This window comes from Pseudomonas sp. AAC (genome assembly GCF_000725445.1).
Taxonomy (GTDB): Bacteria; Pseudomonadota; Gammaproteobacteria; order Pseudomonadales; family Pseudomonadaceae; genus Pseudomonas; species Pseudomonas citronellolis.
Genome location: NZ_KL647097.1, coordinates 181331 through 200745 on the forward strand (window position 1 = coordinate 181331; position 19415 = coordinate 200745).

Annotated in this window: 20 protein-coding genes and 2 tRNA genes; 11 read left to right on the plus strand and 11 right to left on the minus strand. The window is 67.4% G+C overall.

Going from position 1 to position 19415, the window contains the following annotated elements; genetic code table 11:
• Positions 1 to 213: 213 nt before the first annotated feature.
• Entirely contained in the window at positions 214 to 1047 is an 834-nt protein-coding gene (locus FG99_RS14620) for an alpha/beta fold hydrolase (protein WP_043270649.1), read from the minus strand.
• 287 nt (positions 1048 to 1334) lie between these two features.
• Between FG99_RS14620 and FG99_RS14625 the strand changes: the two genes are divergently transcribed.
• Both FG99_RS14625 and FG99_RS14630 read left to right on the plus strand, forming a co-directional pair.
• Complete coding sequence (locus tag FG99_RS14625) at positions 1335 to 1703, plus strand: histone-like nucleoid-structuring protein, MvaT/MvaU family (protein ID WP_009617003.1); 369 nt, start codon at positions 1335 to 1337, stop codon at positions 1701 to 1703.
• A gap of 433 nt (positions 1704 to 2136) precedes the next feature.
• Entirely contained in the window at positions 2137 to 2361 is a 225-nt protein-coding gene (locus FG99_RS14630) for a hypothetical protein (protein WP_009617001.1), read from the plus strand.
• 54 nt (positions 2362 to 2415) lie between these two features.
• Here FG99_RS14630 and FG99_RS14635 read toward each other — a convergent pair whose 3' ends face one another.
• Complete coding sequence (locus tag FG99_RS14635; protein WP_043270651.1) at positions 2416 to 2943, minus strand: DUF4946 domain-containing protein; 528 nt, start codon at positions 2941 to 2943, stop codon at positions 2416 to 2418.
• Positions 2944 to 3112: 169 nt separating this feature from the next.
• Between FG99_RS14635 and FG99_RS32145 the strand changes: the two genes are divergently transcribed.
• Both FG99_RS32145 and FG99_RS32495 read left to right on the plus strand, forming a co-directional pair.
• The gene (locus FG99_RS32145) at positions 3113 to 3352 is read left to right on the plus strand and encodes a hypothetical protein (protein WP_141766039.1); all 240 of its coding nucleotides are present in this window, start codon (positions 3113 to 3115) and stop codon (positions 3350 to 3352) included.
• A 120-nt stretch (positions 3353 to 3472) separates the two neighbouring features.
• A complete protein-coding gene (locus tag FG99_RS32495) occupies positions 3473 to 3622 on the plus strand; it encodes a hypothetical protein (RefSeq protein WP_162839902.1) in 150 nt (49 codons plus the stop codon).
• A 290-nt stretch (positions 3623 to 3912) separates the two neighbouring features.
• On the opposite strand, the gene FG99_RS14640 is transcribed toward FG99_RS32495, so the two are convergent.
• Positions 3913 to 3989 (minus strand) — tRNA-Val (locus tag FG99_RS14640).
• Positions 3990 to 4044: 55 nt separating this feature from the next.
• A tRNA-Val gene (locus tag FG99_RS14645) sits at positions 4045 to 4121 on the minus strand.
• A gap of 184 nt (positions 4122 to 4305) precedes the next feature.
• On the opposite strand from FG99_RS14645, the gene FG99_RS14650 reads away from it, so the two are divergent.
• Positions 4306 to 5589 (plus strand): NAD(P)/FAD-dependent oxidoreductase, encoded by a 1284-nt coding sequence (locus FG99_RS14650; protein WP_009616995.1) that lies wholly within the window; start codon positions 4306 to 4308, stop codon positions 5587 to 5589.
• Positions 5590 to 5618: 29 nt separating this feature from the next.
• Here the strand turns inward: FG99_RS14650 and FG99_RS14655 are convergent, their stop codons facing one another.
• From FG99_RS14655 to moaA, 5 genes are all read right to left on the minus strand, one after another.
• On the minus strand, positions 5619 to 6500 hold the full coding sequence (locus tag FG99_RS14655) for a formate/nitrite transporter family protein (RefSeq protein ID WP_043270653.1): 882 nt from the start codon (positions 6498 to 6500) through the stop codon (positions 5619 to 5621).
• A gap of 77 nt (positions 6501 to 6577) precedes the next feature.
• Positions 6578 to 7534 (minus strand): PA2778 family cysteine peptidase, encoded by a 957-nt coding sequence (locus FG99_RS14660; RefSeq protein WP_081884636.1) that lies wholly within the window; start codon positions 7532 to 7534, stop codon positions 6578 to 6580.
• Positions 7531 to 7926: a PA2779 family protein gene (locus FG99_RS14665; RefSeq protein WP_009616989.1), complete on the minus strand. Its 396-nt coding sequence runs from the start codon at positions 7924 to 7926 to the stop codon at positions 7531 to 7533. The genes FG99_RS14660 and FG99_RS14665 overlap by 4 nt, the downstream gene beginning before the upstream one ends.
• A gap of 134 nt (positions 7927 to 8060) precedes the next feature.
• Positions 8061 to 8579, minus strand: a complete 519-nt coding sequence (locus tag FG99_RS14670; RefSeq protein WP_141766071.1) for a hypothetical protein — start codon at positions 8577 to 8579, stop codon at positions 8061 to 8063.
• A gap of 96 nt (positions 8580 to 8675) precedes the next feature.
• On the minus strand, positions 8676 to 9671 hold the full coding sequence (moaA, locus tag FG99_RS14675; RefSeq protein ID WP_043270658.1) for a GTP 3',8-cyclase MoaA: 996 nt from the start codon (positions 9669 to 9671) through the stop codon (positions 8676 to 8678).
• Positions 9672 to 9852: 181 nt separating this feature from the next.
• On the opposite strand from moaA, the gene FG99_RS14680 reads away from it, so the two are divergent.
• The gene (locus tag FG99_RS14680; protein WP_043270660.1) at positions 9853 to 10506 is read left to right on the plus strand and encodes a TetR/AcrR family transcriptional regulator; all 654 of its coding nucleotides are present in this window, start codon (positions 9853 to 9855) and stop codon (positions 10504 to 10506) included.
• Between the two features lie 222 nt (positions 10507 to 10728).
• Here the strand turns inward: FG99_RS14680 and FG99_RS14685 are convergent, their stop codons facing one another.
• Both FG99_RS14685 and FG99_RS14690 read right to left on the minus strand, forming a co-directional pair.
• Complete coding sequence (locus FG99_RS14685) at positions 10729 to 11160, minus strand: GlcG/HbpS family heme-binding protein (protein ID WP_009616982.1); 432 nt, start codon at positions 11158 to 11160, stop codon at positions 10729 to 10731.
• Between the two features lie 186 nt (positions 11161 to 11346).
• The gene (locus FG99_RS14690) at positions 11347 to 12261 is read right to left on the minus strand and encodes a LysR family transcriptional regulator (RefSeq protein ID WP_043270662.1); all 915 of its coding nucleotides are present in this window, start codon (positions 12259 to 12261) and stop codon (positions 11347 to 11349) included.
• Positions 12262 to 12370: 109 nt separating this feature from the next.
• Here FG99_RS14690 and gcl point away from each other — a divergent pair, with 109 nt between their 5' ends.
• The 5 genes from gcl to pyk all read left to right on the plus strand — a co-directional run bounded on the left by gcl (position 12371) and on the right by pyk (position 18969).
• Entirely contained in the window at positions 12371 to 14146 is a 1776-nt protein-coding gene (gcl, locus tag FG99_RS14695; RefSeq protein WP_043270664.1) for a glyoxylate carboligase, read from the plus strand.
• A 112-nt stretch (positions 14147 to 14258) separates the two neighbouring features.
• Positions 14259 to 15041: a hydroxypyruvate isomerase gene (gene hyi, locus FG99_RS14700; RefSeq protein WP_043270666.1), complete on the plus strand. Its 783-nt coding sequence runs from the start codon at positions 14259 to 14261 to the stop codon at positions 15039 to 15041.
• The gene (locus FG99_RS14705; RefSeq protein ID WP_332262291.1) at positions 15028 to 16005 is read left to right on the plus strand and encodes a 2-hydroxy-3-oxopropionate reductase; all 978 of its coding nucleotides are present in this window, start codon (positions 15028 to 15030) and stop codon (positions 16003 to 16005) included. Before hyi ends, FG99_RS14705 begins: the two co-directional genes overlap by 14 nt.
• A gap of 259 nt (positions 16006 to 16264) precedes the next feature.
• Complete coding sequence (locus FG99_RS14710) at positions 16265 to 17542, plus strand: glycerate kinase type-2 family protein (protein ID WP_043270668.1); 1278 nt, start codon at positions 16265 to 16267, stop codon at positions 17540 to 17542.
• The gene (gene pyk, locus FG99_RS14715) at positions 17539 to 18969 is read left to right on the plus strand and encodes a pyruvate kinase (RefSeq protein WP_043270670.1); all 1431 of its coding nucleotides are present in this window, start codon (positions 17539 to 17541) and stop codon (positions 18967 to 18969) included. Before FG99_RS14710 ends, pyk begins: the two co-directional genes overlap by 4 nt.
• The last annotated feature ends 446 nt before the right edge of the window (positions 18970 to 19415 follow it).

Below are 19415 nucleotides of genomic sequence, written 5' to 3' on the forward strand. Positions count from 1 at the left end.
CTCCTAGTGGTGACCCCTACGAAAGGCCACATGGGTTGGGATGTGCCAGTAAGCGTCGCCCGCCGGGCAGGCCTGCCTCACAGTGGCAGGCGCCTTTTCGGCACCCTGCGCTTGCGCGCGCGGACGGAGATCACTGGAAGAAAAACGAACGAAGCCCCGACGAGCGGGGCAGGTCGCCATGGTACTGCATGTGGAGGCAACTGACGAGCGGCATCAGTGCGCGTCGATGAACTCCAGCACGGCGCGATTGAAAGCGGCCGGGCGCGTGGCGTTCATGCCGTGGGAAGCGCCGGCGATGACGCTGCTGCGCACGTCCGGCAGCGTCTGCGCCAGGGCCTGGACCACCTGTGGGAAGGGCTCGGGGCTGAGTTCGCCGCGCAGCAGCAGGGTCGGCGCCGCCAGCGTGGCCAGGCGCGCGCGCCCGAGCGGCTCCGGCCGATCGGCGACCTGGCCGATCAGCGTCATGGCGTTATCGGTGGCCATGTCGCGGAAGTGCCGCGAGGAACGCCGCCAGATTCCAGGCCCGCTGACGGTGTCGACGAACAGCTCCAGGCCCGCCTCGACCTCGCCCTGGCGGATCAGTTGCAGCGCCTGCTCGCGGAAACGGTTGCGCTCGGCCGGCGCCGCCGGCACGGGCACGCCGGCCGCCTGGAACAGGTCGGCGGCGAAATCCCCGCCGGGGTCGCACAGCACCAGCGAACGCAGGCGCCCGGGCGCCTCCAGCGCCAGCCGCAGGCAGATATTGCCGCCGCGCGAATGCCCCAGCAGGTGTACCGGCTCGCCCTGCATGTCGATCAGCGCGAGCAGGTCCTCGACATGTTGCGCGGTAGTGAAGTCCGCGCCCTCGCCATTCCAGCGCTGCGGATAATAATGTCGAAGACTGGGCGCCAGCAGACGATAGCGCTCGCCCAAACCGCGCAATTGCCATTGCCAGTAGCGGTAATCGCAAAGCGAGCCGTGCACCAATACCAGCGGCACCCCCTCCCCCTGCACCAGGCAGGCCAGTTCATGTCCATTGAGTGAATACGACTGGACATTCGAAAGCATCTACATCCCCTATCCCATGGCGCACGCAAGATATCGGCGATCCCCATGGCGAACCGCCATCTAGTTGATGGGAGACGATTATCCGCGATTCGCGGCATGGCGATAAAGCCACACATTCGGAAGGACCTTTGCAATGCCGTGAAAAACACCTTATCGAAGATTAATTATTGCATCGCCCGCTTATTTAAATTAATAATTCGCCGCCCACATAACTTTCCGAACACAATGGTCGCCGAATAGCTGCGCACCGATATCCGTTTCGGAATGACTTGCCCTGGAGTGCAAACATGTCCAAACTCGCGGAATTCCGTGAAGCCGAACGCCTGCTCAAAGAACAACTGGCCCTGCTGGAAAAGCTGAAGAACGACAGCTCCCTGAAGAAGGAACTGGAATTCAAGGATCAGCTGCAGGCCCTGATGGACGAATACGGCATGAACCTGCGCAACGTCATCGACATCCTCGACCCGCAGGGCACCGCCAACAACGCCGCCGCCGCGCCGGCCGCCAGCGCCCCGCGCCGCAGCCGCCAGTTGAAGGTGTACAAGAACCCGAACAACGGCGAAGTGGTGGAAACCAAGGGTGGCAACCACAAGACCCTGAAGGCCTGGAAACAGCAGTACGGCGCCGAGACCGTGGAGTCCTGGCTGCAGAAGTGATGCCCGCCCCGCGGCGGCCGACGCCGCCGCGGGAAGCTCCTCGGAAACATCCTCTGACGATCCGCACTTGAAAGACCCGCCCAGCATCCGGATAATGCTGCCCGCGAGTCATGAACTTCAGGTCGCCCCTCCCGTCGCCGCCCATCCCAAACCAGGGCGCAGCAGCCGGGACACACAGGGCCACGGCCAGCAGCCAGTCACTGGCAGGCGCATCCAGCGCGCCCCTCAAGGCGCAGCAAATCGTCCTTACATATTTGGCAAGCCCGAACTTCGGGGGTTGGCGTATTCTCCCGCCATGGCGCCCTCGAAAGACCTCTTCGAGTTTTCATTCGCTGCCACATTCCGGTCATGGATATCACGCATTCTGCGTTCGACCGGAGTTTTTTACGTTTCACGCGGTCATAAGACCGTGACTATTTGGAAGAAAGACAATATGAAAAAAAGCACTCAGATCCAGGAGGCGATCGGCACCCTCAAGGCAGCTTTCGCCCCGCTCAACTGCATCATCCTGGCACCGCGCAAAGACAGCTTCAGTTTCGCCCTGGTGGACGAATACGGCGTCGCCTGCCATAGCGAACGGCTCTATCCGCAGCAGTACCAGGCCGCAGAGCCGCTGCAGGCCGTCATCGCCCGCGTGCAGAGCACCCTGGCCGCCTGACCGGCACCCGACGAAAAGCCCCGCGAATGCGGGGCTTTTTCATTTCCGGCCCGCTCACTCCAGGCGCAGGCCAGCCTTGAGCGCCGCCACCTCGGCAAGTCGCTGCGGGTAATCGGCCGCCGGCGCGGCATAGGTCAGCGAATAGGCCGCCTCCTTGCCCAGCGCCACCTGCACACCCTGCTTCATGGCCTCGTTGCCGTTCTGGCTGATCGAGCAGACCAGCTCCAGGCCGTCCAAGCCCCCAAGGGAAGCTTGCCGCGGCTTGCTGCAGGCCGCCTGGAAGCCCTGGCGCAGGAAGTCGACCTGCAGCGACTTGCGCATCTGCAGGATCACCCGCTGCAGATCCACATCCTTCACCTCGGCCAGGCGGCTGCGGGTGATTTCCACCACCAGCGCCTGGGAGCCATCCGCCGCCAGCTTGACGCCGCGCTCGCGGCGCAGCGCCGCAGCGTCGTCCGGCGCCTCGGGCGAACGCGTCACCTGCCAGCCCTCCGGCCATTCCGCCAGCCCGGCGGCCGTTGCCAACCCACTCGCCGCGCACAGCAGAAACACCCCGAGCCCCCGGCCCCACCCACCACTCATGCCACGCCTCCCGCACTTCCCGACCAGCAGTAGCCACGAAACGCCACCACACTTTTGCCAGACAAACTACACCGATTGCCGCCGATTGGCTGTTGAACCCCGACCGGCAATTCGTCGCTCGATGCGCCCGCAACGCCAGGGACCGACAACGCCCACGAGGGAATACGTGATGCGCAGCGAAAAATCCAAGGACACCAGCTGCCGCGCCCTGGGCGTGCTCTGCGTGGCGGACACCCAGCCGCGCGCTGCAATTCGGCGAACTGCCCCTGACCTACCAGCCGATCGTCGCCACCCCAGAGCGGCGCCTGGCCGCCACCTGGCGCAGGGCTACTTCACCGGCCGTCCGCTGCCCCGCCCTGCGCTGCGCGCCCTGATCCCCGACCTCAGGCACAGCGCCAACGCCGCCTGAGCCGCCGGACGAACGCATCGGCGCCGATACAAACCTTACCCTGCCGATACCAGGTTTCTCGGGACACCCGCGGTGCGGTCGTGTCTACTTTGCGCCCATTTTTCCAACCCTGGTGTCGCCATGCTTTCCAGATTGACCAAAGTCGCCCTGCTGCTCGCCCTCGTCTCGCTCTCCGGCTGCTGGCCGTTCTTCCCGCCCTTCGGCGGGCCGGGAGGTGGCGGACACGGCGGTGGCGGCCATGGCGGCGGGCCCGGCTTCGAGCGCCGCTGAGCACGCAGGGGCGCCCGGCGCGGCCGGTGAATCCAATCGCGGACGGAGTCCGCTCCTACGCCCGCGCTTCCCTGCGGGCCGCGCCGAGGTGCTTTTCGTAGGATGGGTTGAGCTTGCGAAACCCATGCGGTTGCGCTGATGGGTATCGCTCCGCTCAACACCATCCTACGAAAAGCCATGCTCGCTCATGCGGCAGGAGCGGACTCCGTCCGCGATCAGCCCAAATCGCGCGCAAACAAAAAAGGCGACCCTCTCGGATCGCCCTTTCTGCTACCGCCGAAGCGGTGAATTGGTAGGCACAATTGGACTCGAACCAACGACCCCCACCATGTCAAGGTGGTGCTCTAACCAGCTGAGCTATGTGCCTAAAGAAAAGGGCGACCGCTTAAGATCGCCCTCTCGCTACCGCCGAAGCGGGAATTTGGTAGGCACAATTGGACTCGAACCAACGACCCCCACCATGTCAAGGTGGTGCTCTAACCAACTGAGCTATGTGCCTAGCGATGGGGGCGCATTCTACGCGAAGGCGTTGAACCGTCAAGCATTTTTTCGCTAACCCCCTGAAAAAGGGAATTTTTTTATGTTCGTCCTTGCGTAAAAAATTTTGCACGGCCACTAGCCGAGTGATTTCGACTCGGGTAGCATCAGCCCATCTCGTAAAAAATAACAAACACAGGTGCAATATGCCGCACACTTCTTATCCCACTTCCTACTATGCAGCCTCGGCCAATCCGGTCCCTGCGCGCCCCGAACTCAAGGGCGAGACCGAAACCGACGTGTGCATCATCGGCGCGGGCTACACCGGCCTGTCCACCGCCCTCTTCCTGCTGGAGAACGGCTTCAAGGTGACCGTGCTGGAGGCCGCCAAGGTCGGCTTCGGCGCGTCCGGCCGCAACGGTGGCCAGATCGTCAACAGCTACAGCCGCGACATCGACGTCATCGAACGCACCGTCGGCCCGAAGCAGGCGCAACTGCTCGGCCAGATGGCCTTCGAGGGCGGCCGCATCATCCGTGAGCGCATCGCCAAGTACGACATCCAGTGCGACCTGAAGGACGGTGGCGTGTTCGCCGCCCTCAGCGCCAAGCAGATGGGCCACCTTGAGTCGCAGAAGAAGCTCTGGGAGCGCTTCGGCCACACCCAGCTGGAGCTGATGGACGCCAAGCGCATCCGCGAAGTCGTGGCCACCGACAGCTACGTCGGCGGCATGCTCGACATGAGCGGCGGCCACATCCACCCGCTGAACCTCGCCCTGGGCGAAGCCGCGGCGGTGGAATCCCTCGGCGGGGTGATCCACGAGCAGTCCCCGGCGGTGAAGATCGAGCGTGGCGCCAACCCGGTGGTGCACACCCCGCAAGGCCGGGTGAAGGCCAAGTTCGTGGTCGTGGCCGGCAACGCCTACCTCGGCGGCCTGGTGCCTGAACTGGCGTCCAAGTCGATGCCCTGCGGCACCCAGGTGATCACCACCGAGCCGCTGGGCGACGAGCTGGCCAAGACCCTGCTGCCCCAGGACTACTGCGTCGAGGACTGCAACTACCTGCTCGACTACTACCGCCTGACCAGCGACAAGCGCCTGATCTTCGGCGGCGGCGTGGTCTACGGTGCCCGCGATCCATCGAACATCGAGGCGATCATCCGTCCGAAGATGCTCAAGGTGTTCCCGCAGCTGAAGAACGTGAAGATCGACTTCGCCTGGACCGGCAACTTCCTGCTGACCCTCTCGCGCCTGCCGCAGGTCGGCCGGATCGGCGACAACATCTACTACTCCCAGGGTTGCAGCGGCCACGGCGTCACCTACACCCACCTGGCCGGCAAGGTGCTGGCCGAGGCCCTGCGCGGCCAGGCCGAGCGTTTCGACGCCTTCGCCGACCTGCCGCACTACCCCTTCCCGGGCGGGCGCATGTTCCAGGTGCCGTTCTCCGCGATCGGCGCCTGGTACTACAACCTGCGCGACAAGCTGGGCGTGTAACCCGCCCTGCGAACGACGACGACGGCGCCCTAGGGCGCCGTTTTCGTTGGCGCGCCGCTGTCGCTGCGGATCTGCGCGTGGCTGATCAGGGCGAAGATCAGGCTGCCGCCGACGATGTTGCCGGCCAGCGTCGGCAGCGCGAAGTCCAGCAGGAAGGCCTTCCAGCCCAGCTCGCCGGCCCACATCAGGTAGCCGACCTCGCAGGTGCCGACCACGATGTGGCTGAAGCTGCCCAGCGACATCAGGTAGGTGACCAGGATGATGATCCACACCTTGGCGCTCTCCGCCGCCGGCACCAGCCAGACCATGGTGGCGATCATCCAGCCGGAGACGATGCCGCGGGAGAACATCTGCCAGCCGTCGTTCTCCATGACTTCGCGGCCGATCTCGAGGAAGGCCTGGTCGGTCTTCGCATCGAAGATCGGCAGGTGCAGCATGGCGTAGGCGAACAGCAGCGCGCCGGCAACGTTGCCCAGCAGCACCACGCCCCACAGGCGCAGCAGTTGCCCGGCCTTGCGCAGGGTCGGCTCGCTCATCAGCGGCAGCACCGCGGTGAGAGTGTTCTCGGTGAACAGCTGCTGGCGGGCGAGGATGATGGCGAGAAAGCCCACCGGGTAGCCCAGGCTGGTGACGATGGCCGCGCTGTCGTGCTCCGGCAGCTTGGCGCGGAACAGCCCCATGGCCATCAGCGACAGGCCGATGGTCAGCCCGGCGGCCAGAGCCGACCACCAGAGCGCCGCCAGGGTGCGCTCCAGTTCGTGGTTGCCCTGCAGGCGGATCACCTCGTGCAGCACCAGCGCCCGGGGCGGCTGGGCCTTCTCGACCTTGCGGCGCTCCTCGGCGGAAAGATCGTCCGCGGTATCGCCCTTGCCGGCGGTATCGCGTGCCGGCTGCTGCTTGTCGCTGGCCATGGGTTGCACCTCATCAAGGGATGCAACTTAGGCCGGCGATCAAGCGCAGCGGTTCAAAGAAAATGCCCCGCTGCGCCTCAGCGCACGGGGCAGGCCGGCGCGGCGCTGCATTGCCCGGCAGCCACCGGCGCCGCCTGGGGCGCCTGGAGGAAACGCGCATCCGTCGGCGCCAGCTGGTGCGCGCAGCTCGCCGGGGCGCGGGCCTGCTCGGCGCAGCCGCGCTCGGCCATGACGTTGGCCAGGTTGTACCAGGCGGCGGCGAAGTCCGGCCGCGCGGCCACGCTGTGGCGCAGCGCCGCCTCGGCCTCGCCCAGGTCGCCGGCGGCGTAGCGGGCGTTGGCCAGGGCGAACCAGCCCAGCGGCTCCTGCGGCCAGGCCCGGGTGGCGGTGCGGTAGGCCTGGTCGGCCAGGGCCTGTTGCCCGGTTTCCTCCAGGTCGTGGGCCGCGCGCAGCCAGCGCGTCGGTTCGACGCTGGCTGGCAGCCGGTCGGCCGGCAGCGTCAGCACCGCCCAGCGCCCGCTGCGCCGCCAGGTGACGTCGAACGCGGTGAAGTCGATCACCAGGCGCTGGGTGATGCCGGAGCGCAGCACCAGCTCGTGGCGGTCGCGGTCGTAGCCGACCACCACGGCGTAATGCCACATCGGCAACCAGTCCAGGCCGTTGTTCTGCAGCACCAGCACCGGGTTGCCGGCGGCCACTTCCTTGAGCACATCCTCCAGGCGCGGGCGCAGCGGGTAGACCAGCAGGCCCCGCTCGCGCGCCGCGGCCACCAGCTCGACCTGCAGGCTGCCCTGGCGCTGCGGCAGGAACACCCGCTCCTTCAACTGGTTCGGCGTCACCCGCACGCCGCGCTGGTTGAGCACGGTGGCGAGCGCCGCCGGGCCGCACTGGTATTGCTGCTGCGGGAAGAACTGCACCGCGGAAAGCTCGACGCGCCGTGGCAGCGCGTCGACCTCCGCCGGCAGCCGCGGCGCCGTGGCGCAGCCGCCGAGCAGCAGCGCGGCCAGGGCCACGGCAGCGACGGCGTGCCTCAACGCTGGCACCGCACGAAGGTGAAGATATGCGTGATGCAGAGCATGTCGGTGATGATGAAGATCAGCAGGAACAGGATGATGATGCCGATGATGCCACCGGCCGGCGCCTGGTCCAGTTGCTGGTTGAACTGCGCCAGCTCCTCGTTGGACAGGCTCTTGATACGCTGCTCGACCTGGCTGCGCTCCACGCCCATGGATTGCAGCTTCTTCTGCACACCCTGGTCATCTAGCATGCGCAGCAGCTGTTCGCGGTCGACGTGCTGCTGTTGCGCCTGCAGCACCTCGCCGGTGCCGACCATCGCCGCCTGCGCCAAAGGCACCTCGGCCACCACGCCCAACTGCGCCAGCACCAGCACGGCCGCCAGGCGCCTTACCCGTTTTGTGATTGTCATTCTGGGTCTCCTCCACTTTGACGCGCTAGCAGACCGCCGGGGAAAGCCGGAGGTTCCGCGCCGCCAAGCACGGTTGCACAAGCAAAGCCCGGGCGCCGTCGCCGAACGAGGCACCTTCTGTTCAGATCACGGCGTCAGGCGTTTGGTTCGAAGCGCAAGCGTCGCCAGTCCAGGGCCAGGTGGCCGAGGTACACGCAAGGGTAGGCATGGGGCAGCAGGAAATGCTCGTGGCCGGCCACGGCCAGCCCGGCGCGCCGGCAGTCCAGGCGCAGCAGGCGGCCCCAGGCATAGGCCTGGGCATCGAGCGCCTGCGCGCCGAAGGCCGCCCCCGGCCAGCGCGCCCGGCACCAGTCGAGCAGTGCCCGGGCATCGCGCACGGCGGGCAGGCAGGCGATCCGCACCTCGTCGTCGCGCCAGTCCAGCGCCCGCGGCGCATCGAAGGCGGCCTGGCGCTCCAGGGGCAGCGGGCGGACCCGGGCACCGTCGGCCAGCGGTTCCAGCGTCACCGCCAGCGGCTGCCAGCTGCTGTGCTCCAGGGCCCAGAGCAGATCGCCGTCGACTTCCAGCGACGGCCGCCCCGCCACCCGCTGGCGGAAACCCTCGCAAACCAGGCAGCAATCGCCCAGTGGAATTCGCAGTCGACTCTCGCTCACATCAGCCTCGCAGCACATCGGCCGCGTGATTCTAGGGAAAGCCTGCGGCTGACGGAAAGCCCCGTCAGTTGCCAAGCAGGAACTGCCGCCTTCCGTTCAGCCGCCGGTCATGCTCATGAAGCGCAGCACCTGGACCTGCTCGGCGGCGTCGAAGTGATGGCGCTGCGGCTTGAGCTGCAGCGCCTCGACCAGCGCCGCGCGCAGCCGGGCACCGTCGCCGGGGTGGCTGCGCAGCAGTTGGCGCAGGTCCAGCGCGCCTTCGTGGCCGAGGCAAAGCACCAGCCTGCCCTCGGCGGTGACGCGCACGCGGTTGCAGTCGCCGCAGAAGTTGTGGCTGTGCGGCGAGATGAAGCCGATGCGGCTGGGCAGCCCGTCGACGCGGTAGTAGCGCGAGGGGCCGCCGCTACGCTCCAGGCTGGGCGTCAGTTGCCAGTGTTCGGCCAGGCGGGCGCGCACCTCGTCGCTGCTGCACAGCGTCTGCGCGCGGTCGTGGCTGCTGATGCTGCCCAGCGGCATCTCCTCGATGAAGCTGATGTCCAGCCCGCGGGCCAGCGCGTATTCGACCAGCTCGCAGACCTCGTCGTCGTTGCGCCCCTTCTGCACCACGCAGTTGAGCTTGATGCGTTCGAAACCCGCCGCCCGCGCAGCCTCTATCCCCGCCAGCACCTGGGGCAGGCGGTCGCTGCGGGTGAAGGCGGCGAAACGTTCGCGGCGCAGCGAATCCAGGCTGATGTTCAGCCGGCGCACGCCGGCGGCGCGCAGCTCGGCCGCGCGGCCGGCCAGTTGCGAGCCGTTGCTGGTGATCGCCAGGTCTTCCAGTTCGGGGCGCGCGCCGAGCCGCGCCAGCAGCGAGCTCAGGCCCTTGCGCACCAGCGGCTCGCCGCCGGTGATGCGGATGCGCCGCACGCCCAGGGCGATGAAGGCGTCGGCCACCGTGTAGAGTTCTTCCAGGCTCAGCACCTGGTCGCGCGGCAGGAACTGCATGTCTTCGCTCATGCAGTAGGTGCAGCGGAAGTCGCAACGGTCGGTCACCGACAGGCGCAGGTAGGTGATGCGGCGGCCGAAGGGGTCGACCAGTTGGCTGTCGGACATGGCGGCGAGCTCTTGGAAGGCCGGGCGCCGTAGCGGCGCCGGAGTCCGGCAGACTCTACAGAAAACCTGAACCGCGGGTCAACTTCAGCCACCGGGCCCTTGCTTGAGAGGCCCGCGGAGCCGGTGCTACCATCGCCGGCCCAGCCATGGGCTACCCGCGCACAAGAAGACCCAGCAGACCATGACCAGCATTCGCGAACGCAACCGACGCCTGATCCTCCGCGCCGCCAGCGAAGAGTTCGCCGAAAAGGGCTTCGCCGCCACCAAGACCAGCGACATCGCGGCGCGCGCCGGGCTGCCCAAGCCCAACGTCTACTACTACTTCCAGTCCAAGGAAAACCTCTACCGCTGCGTGCTGGAAAGCGTGGTGGAGCCGCTGCTGCAGGCCTCCGCGCCGTTCCGCGAGGACGACGAGCCGGCCGAGGCGCTGCGCGCCTACATCCGTTCGAAGATCCGCATCTCCCAGGAGCTGCCGCACGCCTCCAAGGTATTCGCCAGCGAGCTGATGCACGGCGCGCCGCACCTGCCCAGGGAATACCTGGACGAGCTGAATGCCCAGGCCCAGCGCAACATCGCCTGCCTGCAGAGCTGGATCGACCGCGGCCTGCTGGCCCCGGTGGACCCGCACCACCTGCTGTTCACCATCTGGGCGGCGACCCAAACCTACGCCGACTTCGACTGGCAGATCTCCATGGTCACCGGCAAGGAAAGCCTCAGCGATGCCGACTTCGAGGCCGCCGCCGAGACCATCACCCGCCTGGTGCTGCGCGGCACCGCGCCGGACACCGGCGAGCCGGCCAAGGCCAGCGGCCGCATGCGGCCGTTGCCGCTGTAGGGCGCATAACGCCTACGGCGTTATCCGCCGTTTGGCCCCCGCATCCGGCCGCTCCGGGTTCAGCCTCGGCGCGAATCATGGCTTGGGTGTATCGGCGGATAACCGCGAACGGTTATTCGCCCTACGCTCGGCCCGACCTTGGCGTAGGGCGCATAACGCCTAAGGCGTTATCCGCCGTTTGGCCCTCGCATCCGGCCGCTCCGGTTTCAGCCCCTTTTCACCCTACCCCGCGTCGGCCACCAGGCCGGCGGCCTGGATGCCGCGGATGGCGCATTGCTCGTCGATGTCCGAGGCGTCGCCGCTGATGCCGATGGCGCCGATTACCCGATTGCTCGTGTCGCGGATCAGCACGCCGCCCGGCGCCGGCACCACGTTGCCCTGGGCCAGGGTGTTCACCGCGGCGATGAACGACGGGCGCTGCTGGGCGTCGGCGGCCAGGGCGCGCGAGGACTTGCCCAGGGCCACCGCGCCCCAGGCCTTACCGATGGCCACCTGCGGGCGCAGCAGGCTGGCGCCGTCCTCGCGTTGCAGGGCCACCAGGTGGCCGCCGGCGTCGAGCACCGCCACGGTCAGCGGCGCGGTGGACAGTTCGCGGCCGGCGGCCAGGGCGCCGTGGGTGATGGCCAGGGCGGTGTCCAGGTTGATTTCGCTCATGAGGGGTTCCTCGCAAAGGGATGAGACGTTCGCCCGCGCCCTTTTCCGAAAAACGGCGCGGCGTTGCAAAGCCCTTGATGGAATAGCCGAAGGCAACCCCGGACGCAACGACTAAATACAATCCTGCGACATTTTGTACACAACAGTAAAACCAATAAAATACAACGCCAGTATCGAATCAGCCGCTCAAGGATGCCGGGTTTCCCAGTACCCCGGGGTGTTGTAGAGGGCCTTCAGGTAGTCGATGAAAAAGCGCACCTTGGCCGGCAGGTAGCGCTGCTGCGGGTACACCGCCTGGATGTCGTAGGCCGGGATCTCGTACTCGTCGAGCACCGTCACCAGCTCGCCGGCCTTGAGCTCGGCCTGGATCTCCCAGGTGGAGCGCCAGCCGATGCCCAGGCCCTGCTTGACCCAGTCGTAGAGCAGCTCGCCGTCGTTGCAGTCGAGGTTGCCGGACACCCGCACCGCCACCTGCCGGCCGTCGCGCAGGAAGGTCCAGCCGCGCTGCTGGCCACCCTGCAGGTTGAAGGCCAGGCAGTTGTGCCGCGCCAGGTCTTCCAGAGTGCGCGGCACGCCGTGCAGCTCGAAGTACGAGGGCGCGCCGCAGACCACCCGGCGGTTGGGGAACAGCTTCACCGCCACGTAGTTGGGGTCGGTGACCTCGCCGATGCGGATGCCCATGTCGTAGCCCTGGCGCACCAGGTCCACCAGGCTGTCGGTGAAGTTGAACGACAGCTTCAGGTCCGGGAAGCGCTCCAGGAAGGCCGGCGCGTGGGGCGCGATGTGGCGCCGACCGAAGGCCGCCGGGGCCGACACCACCAGGTGCCCACGCACCGAGTTGCCGCCGCGGGCGACGCTGGCGTCGGCCTCGTCGAAGTCCTTGAGCAGGCTGCGCGCGCGCTCCAGGTACTGCTCGCCGAGGTCGGTCAGCTGCAGGCCGCGGGTCGAACGGTGCATCAGCTTCACGCCCAGGTGCTGCTCCAGCGCATCGAGGCGCCGGCCCATGACCACCGGCGTCACGCCTTCGCTGAGCGCCGCCGAGGCGAAGCTGCCATTGTCCGCTACCAGGACGAAACTGCGGATGAGGGTATAGCGGTCCATTCGATACTCCAGATATCGACAGAACTGAAGTATCCATCAATTCCGTCGCTTTGGCACAGCCGGCATCCTTGGCCCCAACAAGAAAACCACCGACTCAAGAGGAAAGGTCATGGCCAAAATGAGAGCGATCGAGGCGGCCGTCCTGGTCATGCGCCGCGAAGGCGTGGACACCGCCTTCGGCGTGCCGGGCGCCGCCATCAACCCCATGTACGCGGCGATGAAGAAGCTCGGCGGCATCGACCACGTGCTGGCCCGCCACGTCGAAGGCGCCTCGCACATGGCCGAAGGCTACACCCGCACCACGGCCGGCAACATCGGCGTGTGCATCGGCACTTCCGGCCCGGCCGGCACCGACATGGTCACCGGCCTGTACTCGGCCTCCGCCGACTCCATCCCGATCCTCTGCATCACCGGCCAGGCGCCGCGCGCCCGGATGCACAAGGAAGACTTCCAGGCCGTGGACATCACCAGCATCGTCAAGCCGGTGACCAAGTGGGCCACCACCGTGCTGGAGCCGGGCCAGGTGCCCTACGCCTTCCAGAAGGCCTTCTTCGAGATGCGCAGCGGCCGCCCCGGCCCGGTGCTGATCGACCTGCCGTTCGACGTGCAGATGGCCGAGATCGAGTTCGACATCGACGCCTACGAGCCGCTGCCGGTGCACCGCCCGAGCGCCACCCGCGCCCAGGCCGAGAAGGCCCTGGCCCTGCTCAACGACGCCGAGCGCCCGCTGCTGGTGGCCGGCGGCGGCATCATCAACGCCGATGCCTCGGCCAGGCTGGTGGAGTTCGCCGAACTGCTCGGCGTGCCGGTGATCCCGACCCTGATGGGCTGGGGCACTATCCCCGACGACCACCCGTTGATGGCCGGCATGTGCGGCCTGCAGACCTCGCACCGCTACGGCAACGCCACCCTGCTGGAGTCCGACCTGGTGTTCGGCATCGGCAACCGCTGGGCCAACCGCCACACCGGTTCCGTGGACGTCTACACCGCCGGCCGCAAGTTCATCCACGTGGACATCGAGCCCACCCAGATCGGCCGCGTGTTCACCCCGGACCTGGGCATCGTCTCCGATGCCGGCGCCGCGCTGGACGCCTTCCTCGAAGTGGCCCGCCAGTGGAAAGCCGCCGGCAAGCTCAAGGACCGCAGCGCCTGGGCCGAAGCCTGCCGCGAACGCAAGCGTACCCTGCAGCGCAAGACCCACTTCGACAACGTGCCGGTCAAGCCGCAGCGCGTGTACGAGGAGATGAACGAGTTCTTCGGCAAGGACACCTGCTACGTCAGCACCATCGGTCTGTCGCAGATCGCCGGCGCGCAGTTCCTCCACGTCTACAAGCCGCGCCACTGGATCAACTGCGGCCAGGCCGGCCCGCTGGGCTGGACCATTCCCGCGGCCCTGGGCGTGGTCAAGGCCGACCCCAGCCGCCAGGTGGTGGCGCTGTCCGGCGACTACGACTTCCAGTTCATGATCGAGGAGCTGGCCGCCGGCGCGCAGTTCAACCTGCCGTACATCCACGTGCTGGTGAACAACTCCTACCTGGGGCTGATCCGCCAGGCCCAGCGCGGCTTCGAGATCGACTACTGCGTGCAGCTGGCGTTCGACAACGTCAACGCGCCGGAACTCAACGGCTACGGCGTGGACCACGTCGCCGTGGTGGAAGGCCTCGGCTGCAAGGCGATCCGCGTGTTCGACCCGAACCAGATCGGCGCCGCCTTCGCCCAGGCCCGCGAGCTGATGCAACAGCACCGCGTGCCGGTGGTGGTGGAAGTGATCCTGGAGCGCGTGACCAACATCGCCATGGGCACCGAGATCAACGCCATCAACGAGTTCGAGGAGCTGGCCCAGAGCCGCGACGACGCGCCCACGGCCATCTCCCTGCTCGACTGACGAAGTACCGGGCCCCGCGTGCGCGGGAGCCGTGGCAGGGAAAACCACAACCTGCGCACGGCGGGGCCCACCCCTTACGGAAATACGTGTTTCACCACCAGGAGGCCCCGACATGCCCCGTTTCTGCGCCAACCTGTCCATGCTCTTCACCGAGGTGGACTTCCTCGACCGCTTCGAAGCCGCCGCCAAGGCCGGTTTCAGCGGCGTCGAATACCTCTTCCCCTATGACTTCGAGGCCGAGGTCATCAAGGCCAGGCTCGACGCCAACGGCCTGGAGCAGGTGCTGTTCAACCTGCCCGCCGGCGACTGGGGCAAGGGCGAACGCGGCATCGCCTGCCACCCCGACCGCGTCGAGGAATTCCGCGCCGGCGTCGACAAGGCCATCGCCTACGCCAAGGTGCTGGGCAACAAGCAGGTCAACTGCCTGGCCGGCATCCGCCCGCAGGGCTACGACTGCGCCACCATCGAGAACACCTTCCTGAACAACCTGGAGTACGCCGCCGAGAAGCTCGAGGCCGCGGGCATCAAGCTGGTCATGGAGATGATCAACACGATCGATATCCCCGGCTTCTACCTGCAGACCACCCAGCAGGCGCTGGACGTGCGCGAGAAGGTCGGCAGCCCCAACCTGTTCCTGCAGTACGACATCTACCACATGCAGATCATGGAAGGCGACCTGGCCCGGACCATGGAGAAGAACCTGGCGGCCATCAACCACATCCAGCTGGCCGACAACCCCGGCCGCCACGAACCGGGCACCGGCGAAATCAACTACCGCTTCCTGTTCGGCCACCTGGACCGCATCGGCTACCAGGGCTGGATCGGCTGCGAGTACAAGCCGGCCACCACCACCGAGGCGGGTCTGGGCTGGCTGAAGAGCCATAACGCAGTGTGAACGCAAGCGCACGAATTCCGCTGCCCGGTCATACCGGGTAGCCAACAGACAAACAGAACCAGGAGACACCCTCATGGCCAAGATCGGATTCATCGGCACCGGCATCATGGGCCTGCCCATGGCGCAGAACCTGCAGAAAGCCGGCCACCAGCTGTTCCTCTCCAGCCACCACGACAAGGCCCCGGCCGCACTCGTCGAAGCCGGCGCCGTGGCTCTGGCCAACCCCAAGGAAGTGGCCCAGGAAGCCGAGTTCATCATCGTCATGGTCCCGGACACCCCGCAGGTCGAGGACGTGCTGTTCCGCCAGGACGGCATCGCCGAAGGCGTCGGCCCGAACAAGGTGGTGATCGACATGAGCTCTATCTCGCCCACCGCCACCAAGGCCTTCGCCGAGAAGATCAAGGCCACCGGCGCGCAGTACCTGGACGCCCCGGTCTCCGGCGGCGAGGTCGGCGCCAAGGCAGGCAGCCTGAGCATCATGGTCGGCGGCTGCCCGAATACCTTCGAGCGCGCCCTGCCGCTGTTCCAGGCCATGGGCAAGAACATCACCCGCGTCGGCGGCAACGGCGACGGCCAGACCGCCAAGGTGGCCAACCAGATCATCGTCGCGCTGAACATCCAGGCGGTGGCCGAGGCCCTGCTGTTCGCCGCGCGCAACGGCGCCGACCCGGCCAAGGTGCGCGAGGCGCTGATGGGCGGCTTCGCCTCCTCGCGCATCCTCGAAGTGCACGGCGAGCGCATGGTCAAGGGCACCTTCGACCCGGGCTTCCGCATCAGCCTGCACCAGAAGGACCTCAACCTGGCCCTGGCCGGCGCCCGCGAACTGGGCCTGAACCTGCCCAACACCGCCAACGCCCAACAGGTGTTCAGCACCTGCGCGGCCCTGGGCGGCAGCAACTGGGACCACTCCGGGCTGATCAAGGGCCTGGAGCACATGGCCAACTTCTCGATCCGCAAGGACTGAGAAAGCGGACCGTAGGATGGCGTTGAGCGCAGCGATACCCATCAGCCGATGCAGCATGGGTTTCGCAAGCTCAACCCATCCTACGAAAAGCCCCGCTGCGTTATGGGAGTGACGCGGCGAGGCAAGGCTTCGAACCCCGGCCGGCGTGAACACGGCTTCGCCGGCCGGGCGTATCGAAGGCATTGCCCAGGCGCTTGCCCCCAGGCGCCTGCGCAATGCCGCAATGAAAGAACAACGACAAGAACCTGAGGAGCCCCAGATGAGCCTCGACCCACGCGCCCTGCTGCGCGAGCTGTTCGACACCGCCATCGCCGCCGCCCACCCGGCGCAGACGCTGGCCCGCCACCTGCCGCGGGTGCATGGCGGGCGCACCATCGTCATCGGCGCCGGCAAGGCCGCCGGGGCCATGGCCGAAGTGGTCGAGGCGCACTGGAAGGACGAGCAGGTGGACGGCCTGGTGGTCGCCCCCTACGGCTACGGCGCCAATTGCCAACGCATCGAAGTGGTGGAAGCCGCGCACCCAGTGCCGGACGACGCCGGCGAGCGCGTGGCCCGCCGCGTGCTGGAGCTGGTCAGCGACCTGAGCGAGGACGACCGGGTGATCTTCCTGCTCTCCGGCGGCGGCTCGGCGCTGCTCGCCCTGCCCGCCGAAGGCATCAGCCTCGACGACAAGCGCGCGCTGAACAAGGCGCTGCTCAAGTCCGGCGCCGCCATCGACGAAATGAACTGCGTGCGCAAGCACCTCTCGGCCATCAAGGGCGGCCGCCTGGCCCGCGCCTGCTGGCCGGCCAGCGTGTACACCTACGCGATTTCCGACGTGCCCGGCGACGAGGCCACGGTGATCGCCTCCGGCCCCACCGTGGGCGACCCGACCACCTCCGCCGATGCCCTGGCCATTCTCAAGCGCTACGGCATCGACACCCCGGCGCACATCCGCGCCTGGCTGGAAGACCCGCGCTCGGAGACCGTCAAGCCCGGCGCCGACTGCCTGTCGCGCAGCTACTTCACCCTCATCGCCACGCCGCAGCAGGCCCTCGACGCGGCCGCCGCCAAGGCCCGCGCCGCCGGCCTGGAGGTGCTGATCCTCGGCGACCTGGAAGGCGAATCCCGCGACGTGGCCAAGGTCCACGCCGGCATCGCCCGCCAGGTGCGCAAGCACGGCCAGCCGCTGGCCGCGCCCTGCCTGGTGCTCTCCGGCGGCGAGACCACCGTCACCGTGCGCGGCAAGGGCCGCGGCGGGCGCAACGCCGAGTTCCTGCTCAGCCTCACCGCCGCGCTCAAGGGCGAGCCGGGCATCTGGGCGCTGGCCGGCGACACCGACGGCATCGACGGCATGGAGAACAACGCCGGCGCGCTGATGAGCCCGTGCAGCTACCGGCGCGCCCTGGCAGCCGGGCTGAACCCGCTGCACGAGCTGGACGACAACAACGGCTACGGCTTCTTCGCCGAGCTGGACGACCTGGTGGTCACCGGGCCGACCCGCACCAACGTCAACGACTTCCGCGCCATCCTGATCCTCGAGAGTGACGAGCAATGAACAGCGACAAGAAGGTCAAGATCCTCGCCACCCTCGGCCCGGCCATCAAGGGCCGCGAGGACATCCGCGCCCTGGTGGACGCCGGCGCCAACCTGTTCCGCCTGAACTTCAGCCACGGCGAATACGCCGACCATTCCCAGCGCTACCAGTGGGTGCGCGAGGTGGAGGCCGAGCTGGGCACGCCCATCGGCATCCTCATGGACCTGCAGGGGCCGAAGCTGCGCGTCGGCCGCTTCGAGAACGGCGCGGTGATGCTGCACAAGGGCCAGAGCTTCACCCTCGACCTGATGGATGCCGCCGGCGACGAGCGCCGCGTGACCCTGCCGCACCCGGAGATCATCCAGGCTCTGGAGCCGGGCATGAGCCTGCTGCTGGACGACGGCCGCATCCGCCTGCAGGTGCTGAACAACCACGGCGACGCCATCGAGACCCGCGTGCTCAACAGCGGCGAGCTGTCCGACCGCAAGGGCGTCAACGTGCCCGAGGCGGTGCTCAAGCTCAGCCCGTTGACCGCCAAGGACCGCCGCGACCTGGCATTCGGCCTGGAGCTGGGCGTGGACTGGGTGGCGCTGTCCTTCGTGCAGCGCCCGGAAGATATAGAGGAAGCCCGCGCGCTGATCGGCGACAAGGCCTTCATCATGGCCAAGATCGAGAAGCCCTCGGCGGTGCAGTGCATCGAAGAGATCGCCCGCCTGGCCGACGCCATCATGGTCGCCCGCGGCGACCTCGGTGTGGAGGTGCCGGCGCAGAACGTGCCGGGCATCCAGAAGCGCATCATCCAGGTCTGCCGCCAGCTCGGCCGGCCGGTGGTGGTGGCCACGCAGATGCTCGAATCCATGCGCTTCTCCCCGGCGCCGACGCGCGCCGAAGTCACCGACGTGGCCACCGCGGTCAGCGAGGGCGCCGACTGCGTGATGCTCAGCGCCGAGACCGCCTCCGGCCAGTACCCGGTGGAAGCGGTGGAAATGATGGCCAAGATCATCCGCCAGGTGGAAGCCGAGCCGGACTACCAGGGCCAGCTGGAACTGAACCGCCCGGAGCCGGACGCCACCGTGTCCGACGCCATCAGCTGCGCCATCCGCCGCATCAGCCGCATCCTGCCGGTGGCGGTGCTGGTCAACTACACCGAGTCCGGCAGCTCCACCCTGCGCGCCTCGCGGGAACGACCGAAGGCGCCGATCCTCAGCCTGACACCCAACCTCAAGGCGGCACGCCGGCTGAGCGTGGCCTGGGGCGTGTATTCGGTGGTCAACGAGCAACTGGCCCACGTCGACGAGATCTGCGCCACCGCCCTGGAAATCGCCCTGGCCCAGCGCATGGCCCAGCGCGGCGACACCGTGGTGGTGACGGCGGGGCTGCCGTTCGGGCAGCCGGGGAGTACCAATATGCTGAGGATCGAGACGGTGGCGCCGGCGTTGTCGGCCTGAAGAGCCCCTCACCCCAGCCCTCTCCCGGAGGGAGAGGGGGCAGTTCGGCGCCGCCGGTAATGCCGGTGTTCCGCCTTCTGCCACACAAGTCCCCTCTCCCCCTGGGAGAGGGTTAGGGTGAGGGAACCAGGCCACCGGTAACTCCGGCGCCCCACCTTCTGCCGCACAAGTCCCCTCTCCCTCTGGGAGAGGGTTAGGGTGAGGGAACCAGGCGCCGCCGGTAATGCCGGTGTTCCGCCTTCTGCCACACAAGTCCCCTCTCCCTCTGGGAGAGGGTTAGGGTGAGGGAACCAGGCCACCGGTAACTCCGGCGCCCCACCTTCTGCCACACGAGTCCCCTCTCCCTCTGGGAGAGGGTTAGGGTGAGGGAACCAGGCCCACCGCCAACACCGGAGCCAGGCCTGGCTCCTCTCCTCCCCCTCTTCAGGAAAAAGCCTGGAGAGAGA